The organism is Legionella maioricensis (assembly GCF_023618015.1).
Taxonomy (GTDB): Bacteria; Pseudomonadota; Gammaproteobacteria; order Legionellales; family Legionellaceae; genus Legionella; species Legionella maioricensis.
Genome location: NZ_JAJKBJ010000004.1, coordinates 170,189 through 188,211, shown reverse-complemented (window position 1 = coordinate 188,211; position 18,023 = coordinate 170,189). Strand labels below are relative to the sequence as shown.

The window sequence follows — 18,023 nt, the reverse complement described above, 5'->3', positions numbered from 1 at the left end:
ATTTACGGAGTTAAATAAAATGAAACGATGTTCCCACTGCGGACTGCCAGAAACCCATGAAACCATATCTTTTGATAATGAGGGCGTATGTAACATTTGTCGCCAACAGGAATTCAAACGGGAGCAGATTGATTGGGCGGCCAACAAGAAAGCGCTTGATGTACTCATAGAAGAACATCGTGGAAAATATGATTATGATTGTATTGTTCCTTTCAGCGGTGGAAAGGACAGTACTTGGACTTTGTATTATCTCGTAAAAGAGTACGGCATCAAACCTTTGGTCGTACGATTTGATCACGGGTTCATGAGACCTAATCTTGAAGAGAACGTAAAACGTACCGTTCGGGAATTGGGTGTGGATATAATGACTTTTACACCTAACTGGAAAGTAGTCCAGAAACTCATGCTGCAAAGTTTCCTTGAAAAGGGCGACTTTTGCTGGCATTGCCATACCGGTATTTTTTCTTATCCAATGTGGGTTGCACTTGAGAAAAAAGTCCCTTTGATATTCTGGGGCGAGCGTTCATCAGAATATACTGCATATTTCAGTTATGATCAGGTCGAAGAAGTTGATGAAAAACGATTTAATCGTTATGTTAATCTTGGAATCAGTGCTGATGATATGTTTATTCGGCTTGGCGGTGATGTTGATCCACGCGATTTGAAACCTTATTCTTATCCACCGCTGAAAGAATTACGCGCTCTTAATTATCGTTCGGTTTGCTTAGGCTCTTATACTTCCTGGGACGTAAAAAGACAATCGGAAATAATTCAACGCGAATTAGGTTGGAAAGGGGCTCCCGTTGAGAATGTGCCTCCACAATACCAATATGAAAAAATTGAATGTTACATGCAAGGGGTGCGAGATTATATCAAGTATATTAAACGAGGATACTCACGTCCCTCGCATTTAGTTGCTATTGATATTCGTAATGGTCGTTTGACCAAAGAAGAAGGGCAAAAACTTATCGACGCATATGAAGGGAAAAGACCGCCAAGTCTGGATTTGTTCCTTGATTTTATTGGGTTGACTGAAAAAGAGTTCATTGATATCGCTATGAGTCATCAAGTCAGTCCTTACGTCCATGATCTGCAAAAAACAAAGCCTGGGGAAAAGACTCCTGATTTTGATGTATGGAGTCGTGACGGTTCAATGGTTCGAGTCGATGCCGAAGAGGTCATTGCACGTTGGCGTGCTTCCAAGGTTAGAGATGTAATCGCATGAAAATAGACTCTGTCCGCAATGCAGTCGTTGGTATTATCGATTATCAAGCCGGTAATATCCAATCTATTGAGAATGCATTTATCCATATTGGTGCACGGGTAATTCGGGTTGTTGCTGAACACCAAATACAAGACTGCACCCACCTTGTTTTACCTGGTGTGGGGGCGTTTGGATTTTGCGCTGAACACCTGCGCTCCAGTGGGCTCATTCCTGCCCTTGAGCGATGGGCTTTAGAAGAGGGCCGCCCCTTATTAGGCATCTGTGTTGGCATGCAATTGCTTAGCGACAGCAGTGAAGAATCTGAAGAGTCCCAAGGATTGGGTTGGTTTGGTGGCACGGTTAAGAGAATTTTAGCAAGTCCAGGTATTCGAGTTCCTCATGTGGGTTGGAATATTGTGGCGTTTGAAAACGATTTTGGTGAGTTTGCTGCTGGAGATGAAACAGATTTTTACTTCGATCATTCTTTTGCTTATCAAAATCCAAGCAAAGGAGCCGTTTTAGGCTTTTGTACTCATGGCGAACGATTTAGTGCGATCATTGAACAAGGCAATATTATAGCCACGCAATTTCATCCTGAAAAAAGTCAGGAAGCAGGGTTGCGATTTCTAAGAGGTTTTCTTGCGCGATGACTTTAACTTATCTAAAAAAAAGATTAATTCCGAAATTATTGATTAAGTATCGAAAAATTGGCCCGGTCACGCGTCCTGTTCTGGTTAACACAAGACAGTATACTGAGATATATGATGTAGGTGATGCCGTATCGCAAGCAAAAATATACGAAGCTCAATTGGCTGATGAATTGATGGTTTTGAATATTAATGGCACGGAAATAGGTTCCGATGCAACGATGCTTGCTCTTGTGGAGCGATTGGCCTGCGAGACATTTATGCCTTTAGCTGTTGGCGGTGGGGTACGCAGTCTGTCTGATTTTTCTTCCTTATTGGCTCATGGCGCAGATAAGGTCTGCATTAACTCCATCGCTTTATCACAACCTGGTTTTATTAGCGAAGCAGCCAGTCGATTTGGCGCACAATGCGTGGTGGTGTCCATTGATTTTCGAACAGATGCTACGGGACGTGCGGTGGTTTTTAATGGGCAAGATAAAAAACTGAGTCAATTGGACGTTGTCGAATGGGCACAACAGGTTGTTCAAGCGGGCGCGGGTGAAATTCTTTTGACTGACATGGATAAAGATGGCCTGGGTTCAGGGCTTAATTACGAAGTGGGAAGCGCGGTGGCTAAAGCAGTGTCTGTTCCTGTAATTTTATCGGGTGGCTGTGGTTTGGTCGATCATTTCGTTGAGGGTTTTAAGTTGGGGGGAGCTGAGGCGATTGCGGCGGGGACGTTCTTTAGTTTTCGCGATCAAAATCCGATGCAGCTTCGCGCTCATTTAAATAACGAAGATATTTCGATTAGGATGAATTATTAATGCGCGCATCAACTTGGTCTAATGAATTAATCCAGCTGTTTGTTCTTACTGAAAATGATGTGGCGCCTTCTTATATCGATTGGCTTAATGATCCAGAAGTGAATCGTTATCTTGAAAGCCGATTTGAGATTCATAGCCTGGAGAGCACTCGCCAATTTGTAAAAAATTGTATGGCTAATGACAATACTTTGTTGCTAGGCATTCGTTTTCCTTTATTGGAGAATAAGCATATTGGAAATATTAAACTTGAAATAAACCAACGGCATGGTCTTGGCGAAGTAGGGATTATGATTGGAGAAAAAAAAGCACACGGGAAGGGAGTCGCAACGCAGGCGATTAGCCTACTTGCTCAAATTGCCCGTGACGAATTGAAGCTGCGTAAATTAACTGCCGGCTGTTATGAAAGTAATAAAGCGAGTGAGCGGGCATTTATAAAAGCAGGTTTTGTAATCGAAGGAAAACGTCCGGAACATTTTTTAATTAATGGACAGCCAGAAGATCTTACATTGATGGGTATGATGTTATGAAAATAGTTGCTATGGTTCAAGCGCGTATGGGATCCACCAGGTTACCTAATAAAGTCATGCGTCCTATTTGCGGCACACCTTTAATCGGTTTATTGATGCAACGCTTAGCTCAAGCGACAAAAGTGGATGAAATTATTCTGACCACATCAACGGATCCTCGCAATGCAAATTTAACCGAGTACGTCCAACAACTTGGCTACTCGGTTTATCAAGGCAGTGAGAATGATGTACTTGATAGATATTATCAAGCGGCAAAACAAGCTAAAGCAGACGTCATAGTGCGCATCACTGGAGATTGTCCTTTACTTGATCCGGGATTGGTTGATTCAGTCATCGCCAAATTTTTAGACAATAAAGTAGACTATGTCAGTAACGTAGCACCACCTTCTTTCCCGGACGGATTGGATATTGAAGTATTTAGTTTTGCTGCTTTAAGCAGGGCGCAGCTAGAGGCGAAACAGCCAATGCATCGTGAACACGTAACGCCTTTTATTCGAGAATCTGCTGAGTTTTCTCAACTGAACTACACAAATGATACCGATTATTCCAACCAGCGCTGGACGGTTGACGAGATTGATGATTTTATTGTTGTTCAGAAAATCTATGAATATTTTCATCCACGCCGTGATTTTTCCTGGATTGAGATCCTTAGTCTGAGTGAGAAAGAACCTGAATTATTTGCGGCAAATCAACATTTGATACGAAATGAAGGAGCAAAAATGGGCACTGGACAAAAACTTTGGAAACGCGCCAAGCAAGTGATTCCTGGTGGTAGCATGCTATTGTCAAAACGTGCCGAGATGTTTTTGCCTGATCTATGGCCTGCTTATTACAGCAAAGCCAAAGGATGCAAGGTGTGGGATCTTGATGGGAATGAATTTATTGATATGTCGATTATGGGGATTGGGACGAATATTCTTGGCTATTGTCATCCTGAAGTAGATGCGGCCATCCATGCAGTTGTTGATGCCAGTAATATGAGTACCTTGAACTGTCCTGAGGAAGTATATCTTGCTGAGCGTCTTGTAGAATTACATCCATGGGCTGATATGGTGCGATTTGCTCGTTCTGGCGGAGAAGCCAATGCGATCGCAATTCGTATTGCCCGCGCTGCCAGTGGTAAGGATAAAGTTGCATTCTGTGGCTATCATGGTTGGCATGATTGGTACCTGGCTGCTAATTTAGGCGATGAGAAATCTCTTGGTGGTCATTTATTGCCCGGTCTTGAGCCCAATGGGGTTCCGGCCAATTTACGAGACACCGTATATCCATTCAATTATAATCGCTTTGATGAATTACAAGACTTGGTCAATATGCATGATATTGGCGTCATCAAGATGGAAGTTTCCCGCAATCAGGGACCTGAGCCTGGCTTTTTAGAAAATGTACGTCAGCTTGCGACTGATAAAGGTATTGTGCTTATTTTTGATGAGTGTACTTCTGGGTTTCGCCAAAGCTTTGGCGGGCTGCATAAATTGTATGGGGTTGAGCCCGATATGGCTATGTTTGGTAAAGCTCTGGGTAATGGCTATGGCATTACAGCAACCATTGGACGTCGTGCAATAATGGAAGCGGCACAAACGAGCTTTATTAGCAGTACGTTCTGGACTGAACGTATTGGACCTACTGCTGGATTAAAAACCCTCGAAGTCATGGAAAAAATGCAATCCTGGGACATTATTACTCATACCGGAAATCAAATTAAAAAACGGTGGCGGGAGTTGGCGCAAAAGTATCATTTGAAACTGGATCTTTGGGGATTACCTTCACTGGCAGGCTTTACCATTGCGAGTGCAAACAGTTTGGCTTATAAAACTCTGATAACTCAGGAAATGCTCGCCAAGGGGTATTTGGCAAGCAATTGTATTTACTCAAGTATTGCTCATACACCTGAAATTGTTGATGGCTACTTTAACGAACTTGAACCCATATTTGCGTTAATTGCTGAATGCGAAGCAGGGCGTGATGTGATGAGTCTATTACAGGGTCCAGTATGTCATGCTGGATTCAAGCGGTTAAATTAATGAAAGTTGCTTTTCGGGTAGACAGTAGTTCGTTAATAGGCAGCGGCCATTTGATGCGCTGTTTAACGCTGGCTAATGAATTGCGTGGTCGCGGTGCAGACGTGCTTTTTTTAAGCCGAGAACATCCGGGACATTTAATTGAGAGAATTGAAAAAGCCTCTTTTTCGCTTTGCCGTTTTCCAGCTCCTCAAGCACCGACTATTTCCAATCCTAATGATTATGCCGCATGGTTAGGGGTAACCCAAGAACAAGATGCTGCTCAAACACTCAGAGCTCTTGATAATCAACGATATGACTGGATGATTGTTGATCATTACGGATTGGATGTGACTTGGGAAAAAGCGGTAAGACCGCTAGTAGAAAAGATCCTGGTCATTGACGATCTGGCTAACCGTTACCATGATTGCGATGTCTTATTGGATCAAAACTATTTTGGGGATAAGACTTTTTCGCGTTATCAACATCTTTTATCTGAACCTTGCAAATGTTTGTTGGGCCCTGATCACGCATTGATTCAACCTGAATACCCGCAATTGCGTGCCATCTTGCCGCCACGTAATGGTCAGGTACGGCGAGTGCTTGTATTTTTTGGTGCCAGCGACTCGACTGAACAGACTGGAAAGGTACTAAAGGTTTTAAGTCATTCTGATTTTTCACACTTGGCTGTTGATGTCGTGATAGGTGCAAATTACCCCAATCATGGTGAGATAAAAAAACTGGTGGCGCAGAGACAAGGAACAGCACTGTATCAAAATTTACCTACCTTGGCGGGACTTTCCGCGCGAGCTGATTTGGTAATTGGTGCCGGGGGGGCAACCACCTGGGAGCGTATGTGTATTGGATTACCTTCTCTTGTGATCAGTATTGCTGAGAATCAGGATGCGCCGACTGTCTCGCTTACTGAGGATGGATATCAAAAATCGCTGAGTGAGGGAATCAATGCTTCATTAGCCGAATGGCACCAGGCTATTTTGCACTTAATCAAAGAGCCTGATACTGTACTTGGCTTAACTCAAAAAGCCAGTAATTTAGTGGATGGATTAGGTGCTAAAAGGGTAGCATGCATTCTATTTGGGAAATTAATATCAACCATCAAGATACGGCGCATTACTCCGGCTGATGAATTATTATTATTGAGATGGGCTAATGATCCTGAAGCGCGGATGCAAAGTTTTAATCAACAACTGATTAGTGCAGAGGAGCATGCTCGGTGGTTTGCTAAAAAACTAAGCGATCCGGATTCGTTAATCCTTATTGGCGAAGATGAGCATGGCTTGCCTTTAGGACTGGTTCGATTTGATATTAACCGCGAGAAAGCAGAGGCATTGATCAGCATCAGCATCGATCAATCATTGCGCGGACTTGGCCTTTCCACCAAGCTCTTGAAGAGTGCGTTGCAATATTGGCATTCTATTGCCCTGAATATAAAATTAATCGCCGAGGTACGAGATTCAAATAGCCGTAGCCAACGATTGTTTATCCAACTACAATTTAAATCCGCCCGCTCTCGAAGAGTAGGGGCTTTGGCTTTTGAATTGGAGCCATTAGCTATAGAACAAAAGTGAATCATTGAGACATGACAGATAAGGGGATACATATGGGTTTTACTATTGGTAACGTACCGGTAGGTAATGCAGCAGCGCCTTTTATTATTGCTGAGATGTCAGGCAATCATAACCAGTCTTTGGAACGAGCATTAGCAATAGTTGATGCTATAGCTGATAGTGGCGCGCATGCACTGAAATTGCAGACCTATACTGCTGAAACAATGACCCTTAATTTGGCCGAAGGGGAATTTTTTATTGAAGATCCCAAGAGCCTCTGGAAAGGCAATAGTTTGTATCAGCTGTATGAACAAGCTCATACTCCCTGGGAATGGCATGCAGCAATCTTTCAGCATGCAAAGTCTCGTGGATTATTAGCATTTAGCACCCCATTTGATGCGACTGCTGTTGATTTTCTGGAGTCCCTTGATGTTCCAGCCTACAAGATCGCTTCATTTGAGAATACGGATCTGCCTTTAATCAGCAAAGTTGCTGCCACTGGAAAACCGTTAATTATTTCCACTGGAATGGCGACTTTGGCGGAAATTGATGAAGCCGTTCGTACAGCAAGAGAAGCCGGTTGTACCGATTTAGTTTTACTTAAATGTACCAGCAATTATCCAGCAAGCCCTGCTGCATCAAATCTGGCCAGCATTCCTCATTTGCGCAATTTATTTAATTGTGAAGTGGGACTTTCCGATCATACTTTAGGCATTGGAGCTGCGATTGCCAGTGTTGCACTGGGTGCTACCGTCATTGAAAAACATGTTACGCTTAGTCGTGCTGAGGGCGGAGTCGATTCAGCGTTCTCTCTTGAACCTGCAGAATTGAAACAAATGGTAACTGAAACAAAAACGGCCTGGGAAGCATTAGGCACGCTGCAAATTGGTCCAACTGATGAGGAATTAGGTTCCCTGGTTTTCAGACGTACTCTTTATATTTGTGAAGATTTGCAAGCCGGTGATGTATTAACACCTAGTAATTTGCGTGCCATTCGACCTGGATACGGTTTACCGCCCAAATTTATTAATCAATTGATAGGTAAACGCGTTGCAAAAGCAGTGAAGCGTGGAACGCGAATGCACTGGGATCTTATCAGTTAATTATCATTAAATTGAGTGTAACTGCTCGGCCAAGCTTTAAGAGAACATTGTAGCCTGGATGGAGCCAAGCGTAATCCGAGGTCGGGCTTGAATCAGGTTTCGATCTCGGGTTACGGCTGCGCCTTCACCTTCACCCAGGCTACATCCTTAAGTTGACGCCATTGGGCGAACGGTTACAATGGAGCAACTATTTAAACTAAGGTTTATATCATGACACAATTGGCAATTAACGGCGGAAGACCAATAATAAAGCAACCTTTACCTGCTGATAGCACCATTAATAAAGACGATTTTGAAGCCGTCAAACGTGTTTTCGAACGAGGTTCACTTTCTGGATTTTATGGAAGCTGGGGAGAAGAGTTTCTTGGGGGAGTGGAAGTCAAACAATTTGAACGGTTATGGGCTGAGCGTTTTGAGGTGCCTTACGTTGTTTCCGTGAACTCAGCGACTTCCGGTTTATATGCTGCAGTAGGGGCCTTAGGCATTTCTCCTGGAGATGAGGTTATTGTTCCTCCTTATACTATGTCCGCTACAGCTATGGCACCCCTTGTTTACGGTGCAATTCCTGTTTTTGCTGATATTGATCCCCATACTTTTTGTCTTGATCCTGATGCTGTTCGAGCGGCTATTACCCCTAAAACAAAAGCCATCATTGCTGTTAATTTATTCGGTCATCCAGCTCCCTTAACTCAGTTGGCGGCTATTGCTAAAGAGTTTGGTTTAGGTTTGATAGAAGATAATGCTCAAGGACCATTAGCTATGGAAGATGGCCGCTATGCGGGTACAGTAGCTGATATTGGTGTTTTTAGTCTGAATTACCATAAGCACATTCATACCGGTGAGGGAGGAATGTGTACCACCAGAGATCCTGAACTTGCATTACGATTACAAGCCATTCGTAATCATGCGGAAAATATTGTTGCACCAGCACCAATTCAGAATCCAGTGAATATGATCGGTTTTAATTACCGAATGACTGAAATGTCGGCTGCGGTAGGTATTTCACAACTCGCGAAGATTGATGCGGAAGTAGGTCGTCGCCAACATCTTGCAGAATGTTTGTCAGAGGGTTTGGCTGATCTGGAAGGGATCACCGTCCCCACAGTGAGACCTGGGTGTCGTCACGTCTACTATACCTGGGCTGCGAAATTGGATGAAGCGCGTTTAGGTGTATCACGTAAAGACTTTAGCGCTGCTCTGACTGCGGAGGGATTCCCCCATTTTGTCGGCTATGTGACTCCCTTATACATGCTGCCAGTATTTCAGAAAAGGATTGCCTTTGGTCGAGAGGGGTGGCCTTTTAATCTGACTAACCGCCAATATCATAAAGGGCTTTGTCCTGTAGCGGAACGGATGCATGAGCGAGAGTTGTTAGGTTTTGAAACCTGCGCTTATCGAGTAGATAACCAACATATTGAATTACTTATAGAAGCAGTACGTAAGGTTCACACTTATCGACACAGCATTCCTGTTTCAGAGGGAGCCTTACATGCCTAAGGTTGTCGCCAGTATAGAAGCAAGAATGGGTTCCTCCAGACTGCCTGGAAAAGTATTGACCGATATTGGCGGGGTTCCTGCGTTAACCCGATTAATTCGCCGTTTACGACAGTGTAAGGCTCTTGATGATGTGGTTCTAGCTACAACTACCTCATCAAAAGATGATGAGTTAGTGGCTTGGGCACAAACCAATAATGTTCCTGTATTTCGCGGCAGTGAAGAAGATGTTCTTGCGCGTGTCGTTGGGGCTCATCAGATGATGGGCTCAGATGTTGTTGTTGAAGTAACAGGGGATTGCCCTTTACTTGATTCAACGGTGATCGATTTGGGTATAGAAACTTATTTTGCTAATGATTGTGATGTAGTCACCAATGCTCGAGTTGCCTCTTATCCTCAGGGGGCGGATGTCCAGGTGTTTCAATTGAAGGCATTATCTGATGTCGCTACCACGGTTTGGGATGCTGCTGTGCGCGAGCATGTATCGTTATATTTTTACGAGAATCCGGATAAATATAAAATTATTCATTTAATTGCTCCTCAAATGTGGAAAGCGGAGAATCTGCGATTACAGTTGGATTATCCAGAGGATCTGAAATTTATTCGTGCTGTATACTCTCGACTTGAACCTCAATATGGTGATTCTTTTGGTATTCATGAGATTCTGAATTTGCTCAAACAGGACCCTGCACTTCGTGAAATTAATGCTCATTGTGTAGAGAAGGCTGTACGATGAATGTAAAACCTTTACGCACTGTTGTCATAGGTTTTGGAAAAATGTCCAGTACTTATGCCAATGATCCTGTCATGGCAAAATATTATCCTTATGCAACGCACGCACAAGTTCTTGCCGCTAATCCTCATTTTGAATGGTTGGCCGTTGTTGATCCTGTAGAGGCGGCTCGGGATGATGCGCAAAACGGTTGGAATATTCCTGCAGTTGCGCAGGTAAAGGACTTAGGCGATCGGGTCTCTGAAATTGAAGTTGCCGTGCTGGCAACGCCACCTGAATCAAGAATGGGAATTATTGATGCTTTACCTAATCTTCGGGCTGTTTTGGTGGAAAAGCCACTTGGCCGTTCCCTGAAAGAGAGTATGGAGTTTTTAGAGAGCTGTTCCAGACGAAATATCCATGTTCAAGTAAATTTTTGGCGACGTGCTGATTCTCAGTTTCAACAGCTAAAAGCAGGAACTCTTCGCGAATTAATAGGAGAGGTCCAAATTGCCCACGGTATTTATGGGAATGGCTTATTAAATAATGGTGTGCATCTAATTGATTTTATTAGAATGTTACTGGGGGAGGTTGAGTCAGTAGCCCCTATGGGAAAACATATTCCTTTTAATGGAAGCCCAATTGCAGGTGATATCAATTTGGGTTTTGTGTTGAACCTGGCAAATGGCCTGGTTGTGCCAATACAACCTGTCCTATTCACTCACTATCGAGAAGTTGGTCTTGAGGTCTGGGGAGAGAATGGTCATCTGGCCATTTTAAATGAAGGACTTACATTAGCTCATCGGGGACGAGAAGCCAATCGAGGAATGTCTGGTGAATACGAGTTACCTTTTGATAAAGCATCCTATCTGACCTCCACCGTTGGAGATGCACTCTTTCGTATGTATGATGATCTGGCTATCGCTCTTGAGACCGGCAGTGCTTTTTGTAGTCCTGGAGAGTCTGCTTTGCGGACAGCTACTATTGTAGAGGCAGTTCTCGAGTCTCACCGACAAAGACAAATTATTGGTATAAACGAATATATGGATGCTTTATGTTAAATGTTGTTCTATTTGCCGAAGATCCTGGTGCCGTTAATTATATTACACCACTTGTTTTTGCTCTAACTCATCAAGGTCATTCAGTTTTGTTATTATCCGCGGGGGTGGCTACAGAGTTATTTCAAAACAAAGGAATTTCTTCTCTGACGGTGAGCAATGGAGAAGAAGCAGTGAAGTTACTGCACGATAGATCTCCTGAATTGCTGCTGGTAGGTACATCGGAAAATCTTGATTCACCCGCGTTTGCACTTATTTCTGCAGCGAAGGCAATGCAATGTGTTTCTATAGGCGTTGTTGATTTTTACGCCAATGCAGCCTATCGATTTCGTGGACGAACTAATAACCCCTTTGCTTTTGCTCCTGATTGGCTTATGGTCCCAGATGAATATACCGCTAAAGAATATGAGTCTCTTGGATTTTTAAAACAAAACATTTTTGTTGCAGGTCATCCTCATTACGATGATTTAATAAAAATGAAAAAGAGACTGGATGGCCAAGGTCGCGATGTGATTCGGGAAAAATTATTTCCTGATGCTTGGGCAGATCAAACGATTATCGTTTTTGCCTCTGAGTTATCAACGGGGTTAAATGCAGAGCAATATCAATTTTCAAATGAATATACTTTAATAGGCCGGGGCAGTGCGGTTGGCCGCACTGAAATCGTTGTTGAAGAGCTTTTAGATAGTCTTGAACGATTAATTGATCAGGGCGTTAAAAAACCTTATCTTGTTTTGCGTCGTCACCCTAAAGAAACTTTAAGTGATTTATCTGATTATACCCATGAGTTTAACCTGGTAAGTCAAGGAGGAGATCCCCTTGAACTAATTTATGCTGCTGATTTAGTGGTAGGAATGAGTTCAATGCTATTATCTGAAGCCTATGCTCTTGGCGTGAGCGTATTATCAATTCTTCCTCGCGAAATGGAAAAAGATTGGCTTCCTTTAGCTGTTAGACATAATATTTTATGCGCTACTCAGCGGAATGAAATTGATACTCATCTTCGTGGACTACTCAGTAATCCCAGTATTAATAGTACTAAAAATGAGGCAAACAGCCTTTCTGACATTACTGCCGGCATTCTTACTTTTTTGCAAAGTGCTACAAAAAAAATAGATAAAGAGTATAGTATGTCAGAGTCTTTCCCGTTCGAAGAAATAAGATGAAAAGGAATGGTTTTCGATGAGTCTTTCATCACGATCACTTGCAGTGTTTACTCGAGAAGTATTGTTGTTCGGTTCTAATATGGTCACAAGCCTTATTGTTGCTCATATGTTAGGGCCATATCTGGCTGGAGTATGGATAATCCTTGCCTTAATTCCATCTTATGCTGAATTGTTGGCCCGCATCAAGGCAGACGCCGCGGCAGTTTTTTACCTGGGAAAGGGTATGTATGCATTGGGAGATGTGATCTTCACGCTCAATGCCATTGCATTGGGTACCAGTGCTCTCATCTTATTACCCATTTTAATTTGGTTCGATGCTTTTAAAGAAGCTGTTTTTGGTGCTAATACGCAGAATATTGGTGTGCTCATCTACATCATGTTGATGCAGATACCCATCAATTTTTTATATCTTAATTACACTTACCTTCATATTCATAAAGAAAATGTCAGCTCTCTGAATATAATGGTCGTGACCCGGGCTCTGGTCAGCTCTGCGATTATTATCACGTCATTAGTTATTTTTAACCTTGGATTATTTGGTGTGGTGGTGGGTTCTACGATAGGACTTCTTTGTGCCTTGAGTATTGGTGTCTTTCGCTTGGGTTATGTACCACGAACAGGTCCTTTGTTTAATGCCAATTTATTGAGAGATCTTCTGCAATATGGCGGCAAATTATATGTGGGGAGTTTAATTTCTCATTTGAATGTCTACGTGAGCCAAGCTATTGTGATTGCATTCTGCCATCCCGCTCAGGTTGCATTTTTCTCAATTGCACAACAACTGGGGCAACTCATCAATAAAGTGACTGACGCCATGAGCACTTTTTTATTGCCCAGTCTTTCCAAACAAAATGAGAAGCAACAAGCCGCAGAACAGGCTGCTCGAGCCTTTCGCATCGCAGTGGTTATCCTGGTGTTGGGGGGGGGATGTTTTGCTCTAATGATGCGGCCTGCTGTATTGATTTTATATGGAATTGCTTATGAACCTGTACTTATTCCTTTTTATATTATTCTTCCCGGATTGATTGTCGCAGCCTGCGCTTCCGTGCTGATGATGTTTTTTCAGGGGGTTGGACGCGCCGATTTGGTAGCTAAAGTGGCTATTGTACCTCTTATCTTGCAAGTGTTTGCCTCTTTAGTTTTAGTTCCCAAATGGGGAATTATAGGCGGGGCGGTTGCATTATTGTTTACTTTGCTGGTTACCTCTATGGTACAGATTATTGTGTTTATCAAGATAGCGGGGCTTTCGAGTTCCGAACTCATCATTCGATGGAAGGATGTTCTATTGGTTAAAGACTTTATTATTGGCACAATACAACGCACGTTTCGTATTAGTCTTAGCAGGAGTTGACTTATGGTACCTTTGGCTCAAATGAAAAAAAAACGTTTAACACCTTTAAGAGTTATTCGCGGAGTATATAATCGATTGAGAGTATATGGGCAGGGTATTGTTTCGACGCCAATCAAACTCTGGTATGCCAATAGTGCGGGCTTGCGGAATAATTTTGGTGAAAAAAGAAATTTAAAGCGTTTGCAGAATGATTTTTTATTGCAGGGCGAGCAAATTTCGGCGCAGCAATCCGCCTTACTTTCTGCTCAGTTATTACAGCATGATGGATATTATACACTTCCAGCTTATTTTGATAGAGAGACTCTTCTGAAGCTCCAACAGGATGTGGCACAAAAAATGGAGAATCCTGAACTATCCATTAGTTCGCCTAATGGAGCCACTCAATTTTTGCTTGACCCTTTAAAAAATGTTCCTGCGCTTGAAATGCTTTTAAGAGATGAGATTTGCGCCATTATTACCTCTTACTATAAATGTGCTTTCCGAGTGGAAAGTGTAAGAGTCTGGCGTAATCATCATGTGCCGAACATTGATACTGAAAAAGATGATAAATTTTCCAATACCTTCCATCATGATAATTGTCCTGTCATGGGGCTTCGTGTTTTTGTTTTACTTTCAGATGGTGTGACGAGAGAGACTGGAGCACTTCGATTTCATGATAAAACTACATCCAAAAATATTATTCGTCGATTAGGGTACTTCCACCGTGAAAAGTTGACCAAATCAATGCGGCAACGGCTACTTAATCCCTCTACATTGAGTTTTTTCGAAGGCAATCTTGGTGATGTTTGTATTTGCAATACGCAAGAGTGCTTGCATGCTGCAAGCGTACCGAAATTAGGTACTTACAGGGATATGTTACAATTTGAAATCTATCCAACTGCAGGCCCCATACAGGCGGCTGATGTATTATTAGCAAAAGTACCTGCTGATAAAGCATTATTGGCTATGAGAGGTTAATCATCAAACAATGAATAAACGCTTAATTATTCTTTCAGTTCCCAATATCCGTGTCGCTCGTGTATTACTGAATGATTATGTACTCCAGGCTCTTAAAGGCAATGCCGATATTGTTGCTGCGACTCCTTTTGCCGAAGATAAATCTTTTCAGAGTGAATACAGTGCAGCCGGGGTCGGTTTTCATCAAATCAATCCATTGGAACCTGTAAGACAACCCGCACGAACCTTGTATACTCTTTCTGAACTCACACGAACTGTTGCCTACTATCGAAAATACAGACGGCGCGGATTACAATATTATTGGTCAATGGTTTCAAAACAGTTTGGTAACGATGGTCAGGACAGTAGGGATCCATTATTAAGGCGTTTGATAAAAGAAGCCGCAAGTATTATCGGTTTATGGCGAGGTGCCTGGCGTGCTTTAGATAAGTTAATAGGCAAAACTCTATTTCGTTCTCAATCGTTTGAACAGCTTATTCAGCAATATGAGCATATTACTCTTGTACAAGCTTCTTCCTGGGGCGATCAGGATCGCATGTTATCCTGGTATGCTCGTCATTTAGGGTTTCGTACCGTTCTGGTTCCTTATACAACCGATCAATTATGGGTTAATGGATATTTACTGTGTGATTATGATGCGGTGTGTGTTCAAGGTCGTTTTGAAGAACAGTGTGCTCGCAATTACCACCATCTCAAAGATTCTTCTATTGTTCACTTGGGTTCCATGTGGTATCGGACTGTGGATAAAATAAGAGCAAATCATCCTGAATTAAATCGCTCATTTGATAAAGATAAAAAAAGAGTGGTTCTTTATGCAGGAGTTTCACGGGCTTATTTTCCTCGGGAAAGTGAGTTTCAAGCAATTGATGCCCTTATCGCCGCGAATCAAAAAAAACTATTGGGTAATACGAAACTGGTGTATCGTCCCTATGCAATGGAGGCAGACGAGCGGGCTGAAATCGTTAAGCGCTATGGAAATGAGGAGCTAATTCAATTGCAATGGCCCGAAGAGGCATGCGCAGGTTTATATGCTTTTTCAGGTGGATTGATCTCGACTCAGTTATTGGAGTACATTCAGAATCTCGTACAAGCCGATGTTTTAATTATGTCTCATACCACTTCTCTTGGTTTGGATGCAGCTTATTTGGGTTGCGGAGTTATTGCCAATTTTTCTGATGAGACCGGCATATTAGCGCGAAGAGAAACTCATCTTCGGTTTTTAGAAAATGGTACACTGGATTTTGCTCCCGATCTTCCGGTAGTTCATACACTTCCAGAACTTATTTCATTAGTTGAAGTTCTTTTAAAGGATGATAAAGCAACAAAGCAACTGGCTGAACAGATTGTCGCGTCATGGGATTATAAACCAGTAGATTCACAAGAGCTGTTACGTACTGCTGTTTATGGCAAAGAGGCCAGACATCAGACAGTTGCTATGGAAACAGTAATCAGGGGATATTGATTAGGACAACGACCTAAATGGTCTTAGCCTGATGGCTACTGGGTTGTAAGATACCATTAAATAGTGAGGATGATAGAGTGTTCAAGATTATTCAGCGAGCCCGAGGTTATCGATTAGGTCAAGGTGCGTTTGATGAACTTCGCTGTGCAGGTTTGTCTGATTCAGCCCTTGATTCATTACTCTCTTTAAAAGATAAACATTATCCGTCCAAAAAAGAATTTATCGATACCATTCAAGTCATCATGCAGACAAGTCTTGCAGATTCATATGTTAGACAAATACTTAAATCGGCCAAGGTCTTACAGCTTCGTGAGATTCTTCGCTACATTAGAACGCTTAGGGGCTACCGCTTCATTCGCTATAATACGCTTTCAAATTACCTGTTTAATTCTTTACGATTCCCTAAGTTAGCGCGTGGTAAAACGGTAGTTATTAATTGCCATGATAAAAATAATTTTTACTACGGAAAAAATATTTGCCTCGGTGATTATGTCAAACTGGATATTGGTACCAGTAAACTGCGTTTAGCAGACGGGGTTGGTGTTCATAACAATTGCAGACTTGCTCCTGAAAAATCCGGGATAAAAATTGGAAAACGCTCTCGCATCCAGGATTTTGGGCGATTATCTGGTGAGATTACTATTGGTGAAGACGTCATAATTGCTCCTAATTTCTATGCTTCATCTGGCGTCCATGTTTTTAACAAATCGCCGCATCTTTTAATGAATCTACAGGATCAAATGTATGATGGACTCATGGGCGAATGTTATATAGAAGATGATTGTTGGGTGGGGATGAATGTCTGTTTGATGCCTGGGGTTCGTATTAGAAGAGGATGTGTGATTGGTGCCGGAGCAATTGTTACTCGCACGACAGAACCTTACAGCATTTATGCCGGTGTCCCTGCTCGAAAAATAGGAACTCGTCTGACTTTGGAGCCCAAGACCATTTTAGATGCAAGCATCGCTGAAAATCTCCCTTATTTTTATCAGGGCTTTGACCATTATAATTACCTTAACTACAAGGATAAACTTCTGGGTATATTAACTGATGCAACTCATTTTGCTCTTTATACTGAACTTTCTAATATAAAGTCTGTTCATCTGGAAATAGAGCCTGCTACCGCTGCTCCAGTGACTTTAAAGTACAAAAGTTTTAATTTTGAAATTAAGACAGGCATTAATAATATTATTATTAATGAGATTGAACTAATAGATAAGTTACTGAAGTTAGAGTCCACTGAAAGGCTGATTATTCGGAAAGTTATGTTTCAAAACATCTAGGCGGATAATTAACAAAATCTGAAATTAAATGATAAAATGCCAAGCTCGGTTGGCATTCCAGTAATTAGATAAGGATAGTTTTTGGTGAATCAGTTTCCTGTTTTAAATATTGAAGGTATTCGTGTGGTACCTTTTCAACGCCAGCACCTGACCTCTCGATATATTTCCTGGCTCAATGATCCTGAAGTGGTTCAGTTTTCCGAACAACGCCATTATAGCCATACGATGGCAAGTTGTGAGCAATATTTTAATTCCATGCAACAGGGAAGTGGTCATTTTCTTGCCATAGAAACCTTAATTGACGATTTAGGTCATATTGGTAACATTGGTGTTTCAATAGATCCTCACAATCAGATTGCTGATATGTCAGTTATGATTGGGGAGAAACAAGCTTGGGGCAGGGGATTTGCATCTATTGCCTGGATAGGGGTAATGACGGAGATGTTAAAAAATCAAGGGATCCGTAAGCTCACCGCTGGTACCATGTCTGTCAATGAACCGATGCTGCGCTTGATGAAACGATCCGGAATGCATATTGAAGCGGTTCGTCCCAAGCATTTTCTTTGGGAAAACAAAGAAGTTGATATGGTGCAGGCAGCAATATTCAGTAATAGCATAAGCAAGTAATGCCTTGCAAAAGACAGCCATTAAAGCAGATAATGGTTGCAAAATGCTTATTTAAAAAAGA

16 protein-coding genes are annotated in these 18,023 nt (G+C 42.2%); all 16 read left to right on the top strand.

Features of this window, described 5'->3' with window-relative positions:
- The first annotated feature begins 19 nt into the window (after positions 1-19).
- Positions 20-1,225 (top strand): N-acetyl sugar amidotransferase, encoded by a 1,206-nt coding sequence (locus tag LOX96_RS05690; protein ID WP_250421081.1) that lies wholly within the window; start codon positions 20-22, stop codon positions 1,223-1,225.
- A complete protein-coding gene (hisH, locus tag LOX96_RS05685; RefSeq protein WP_250421080.1) occupies positions 1,222-1,854 on the top strand; it encodes an imidazole glycerol phosphate synthase subunit HisH in 633 nt (210 codons plus the stop codon). The genes LOX96_RS05690 and hisH overlap by 4 nt, the downstream gene beginning before the upstream one ends.
- Positions 1,851-2,654 (top strand): imidazole glycerol phosphate synthase subunit HisF, encoded by an 804-nt coding sequence (hisF, locus tag LOX96_RS05680; RefSeq protein ID WP_250421079.1) that lies wholly within the window; start codon positions 1,851-1,853, stop codon positions 2,652-2,654. The genes hisH and hisF overlap by 4 nt, the downstream gene beginning before the upstream one ends.
- Complete coding sequence (locus tag LOX96_RS05675) at positions 2,654-3,181, top strand: GNAT family N-acetyltransferase (RefSeq protein WP_250421078.1); 528 nt, start codon at positions 2,654-2,656, stop codon at positions 3,179-3,181. Before hisF ends, LOX96_RS05675 begins: the two co-directional genes overlap by 1 nt.
- Positions 3,178-5,205, top strand: coding sequence for an aminotransferase class III-fold pyridoxal phosphate-dependent enzyme (locus tag LOX96_RS05670; RefSeq protein ID WP_250421077.1), 2,028 nt, complete (start codon positions 3,178-3,180; stop codon positions 5,203-5,205). Before LOX96_RS05675 ends, LOX96_RS05670 begins: the two co-directional genes overlap by 4 nt.
- Positions 5,175-6,770 carry a UDP-2,4-diacetamido-2,4,6-trideoxy-beta-L-altropyranose hydrolase gene (gene pseG, locus LOX96_RS05665; RefSeq protein WP_250421076.1) on the top strand — a complete coding sequence of 532 codons (1,596 nt, stop codon included), beginning with the start codon at positions 5,175-5,177 and terminating at the stop codon, positions 6,768-6,770. Before LOX96_RS05670 ends, pseG begins: the two co-directional genes overlap by 31 nt.
- A gap of 32 nt (positions 6,771-6,802) precedes the next feature.
- Entirely contained in the window at positions 6,803-7,852 is a 1,050-nt protein-coding gene (pseI, locus tag LOX96_RS05660; RefSeq protein ID WP_250421075.1) for a pseudaminic acid synthase, read from the top strand.
- 210 nt (positions 7,853-8,062) lie between these two features.
- The gene (locus tag LOX96_RS05655; RefSeq protein WP_250421074.1) at positions 8,063-9,349 is read left to right on the top strand and encodes a DegT/DnrJ/EryC1/StrS family aminotransferase; all 1,287 of its coding nucleotides are present in this window, start codon (positions 8,063-8,065) and stop codon (positions 9,347-9,349) included.
- The gene (locus LOX96_RS05650; protein ID WP_250421073.1) at positions 9,342-10,082 is read left to right on the top strand and encodes a cytidylyltransferase domain-containing protein; all 741 of its coding nucleotides are present in this window, start codon (positions 9,342-9,344) and stop codon (positions 10,080-10,082) included. Before LOX96_RS05655 ends, LOX96_RS05650 begins: the two co-directional genes overlap by 8 nt.
- Positions 10,079-11,119 (top strand): Gfo/Idh/MocA family protein, encoded by a 1,041-nt coding sequence (locus tag LOX96_RS05645; RefSeq protein ID WP_250421072.1) that lies wholly within the window; start codon positions 10,079-10,081, stop codon positions 11,117-11,119. The genes LOX96_RS05650 and LOX96_RS05645 overlap by 4 nt, the downstream gene beginning before the upstream one ends.
- The gene (locus LOX96_RS05640) at positions 11,113-12,282 is read left to right on the top strand and encodes a glycosyltransferase family protein (RefSeq protein ID WP_250421071.1); all 1,170 of its coding nucleotides are present in this window, start codon (positions 11,113-11,115) and stop codon (positions 12,280-12,282) included. The genes LOX96_RS05645 and LOX96_RS05640 overlap by 7 nt, the downstream gene beginning before the upstream one ends.
- A 16-nt stretch (positions 12,283-12,298) precedes the next feature.
- Positions 12,299-13,633: an MATE family efflux transporter gene (locus tag LOX96_RS05635; protein WP_250421070.1), complete on the top strand. Its 1,335-nt coding sequence runs from the start codon at positions 12,299-12,301 to the stop codon at positions 13,631-13,633.
- Positions 13,634-13,636: 3 nt separating this feature from the next.
- A complete protein-coding gene (locus LOX96_RS05630; RefSeq protein ID WP_250421069.1) occupies positions 13,637-14,590 on the top strand; it encodes a hypothetical protein in 954 nt (317 codons plus the stop codon).
- Positions 14,591-14,600: 10 nt separating this feature from the next.
- Positions 14,601-16,052, top strand: coding sequence for a hypothetical protein (locus tag LOX96_RS05625; protein WP_250421068.1), 1,452 nt, complete (start codon positions 14,601-14,603; stop codon positions 16,050-16,052).
- 77 nt (positions 16,053-16,129) lie between these two features.
- Positions 16,130-17,335, top strand: a complete 1,206-nt coding sequence (locus LOX96_RS17620) for an acyltransferase (protein ID WP_250421067.1) — start codon at positions 16,130-16,132, stop codon at positions 17,333-17,335.
- An 84-nt stretch (positions 17,336-17,419) separates the two neighbouring features.
- Entirely contained in the window at positions 17,420-17,962 is a 543-nt protein-coding gene (locus tag LOX96_RS05615) for a GNAT family N-acetyltransferase (protein ID WP_250421066.1), read from the top strand.
- The last annotated feature ends 61 nt before the right edge of the window (positions 17,963-18,023 follow it).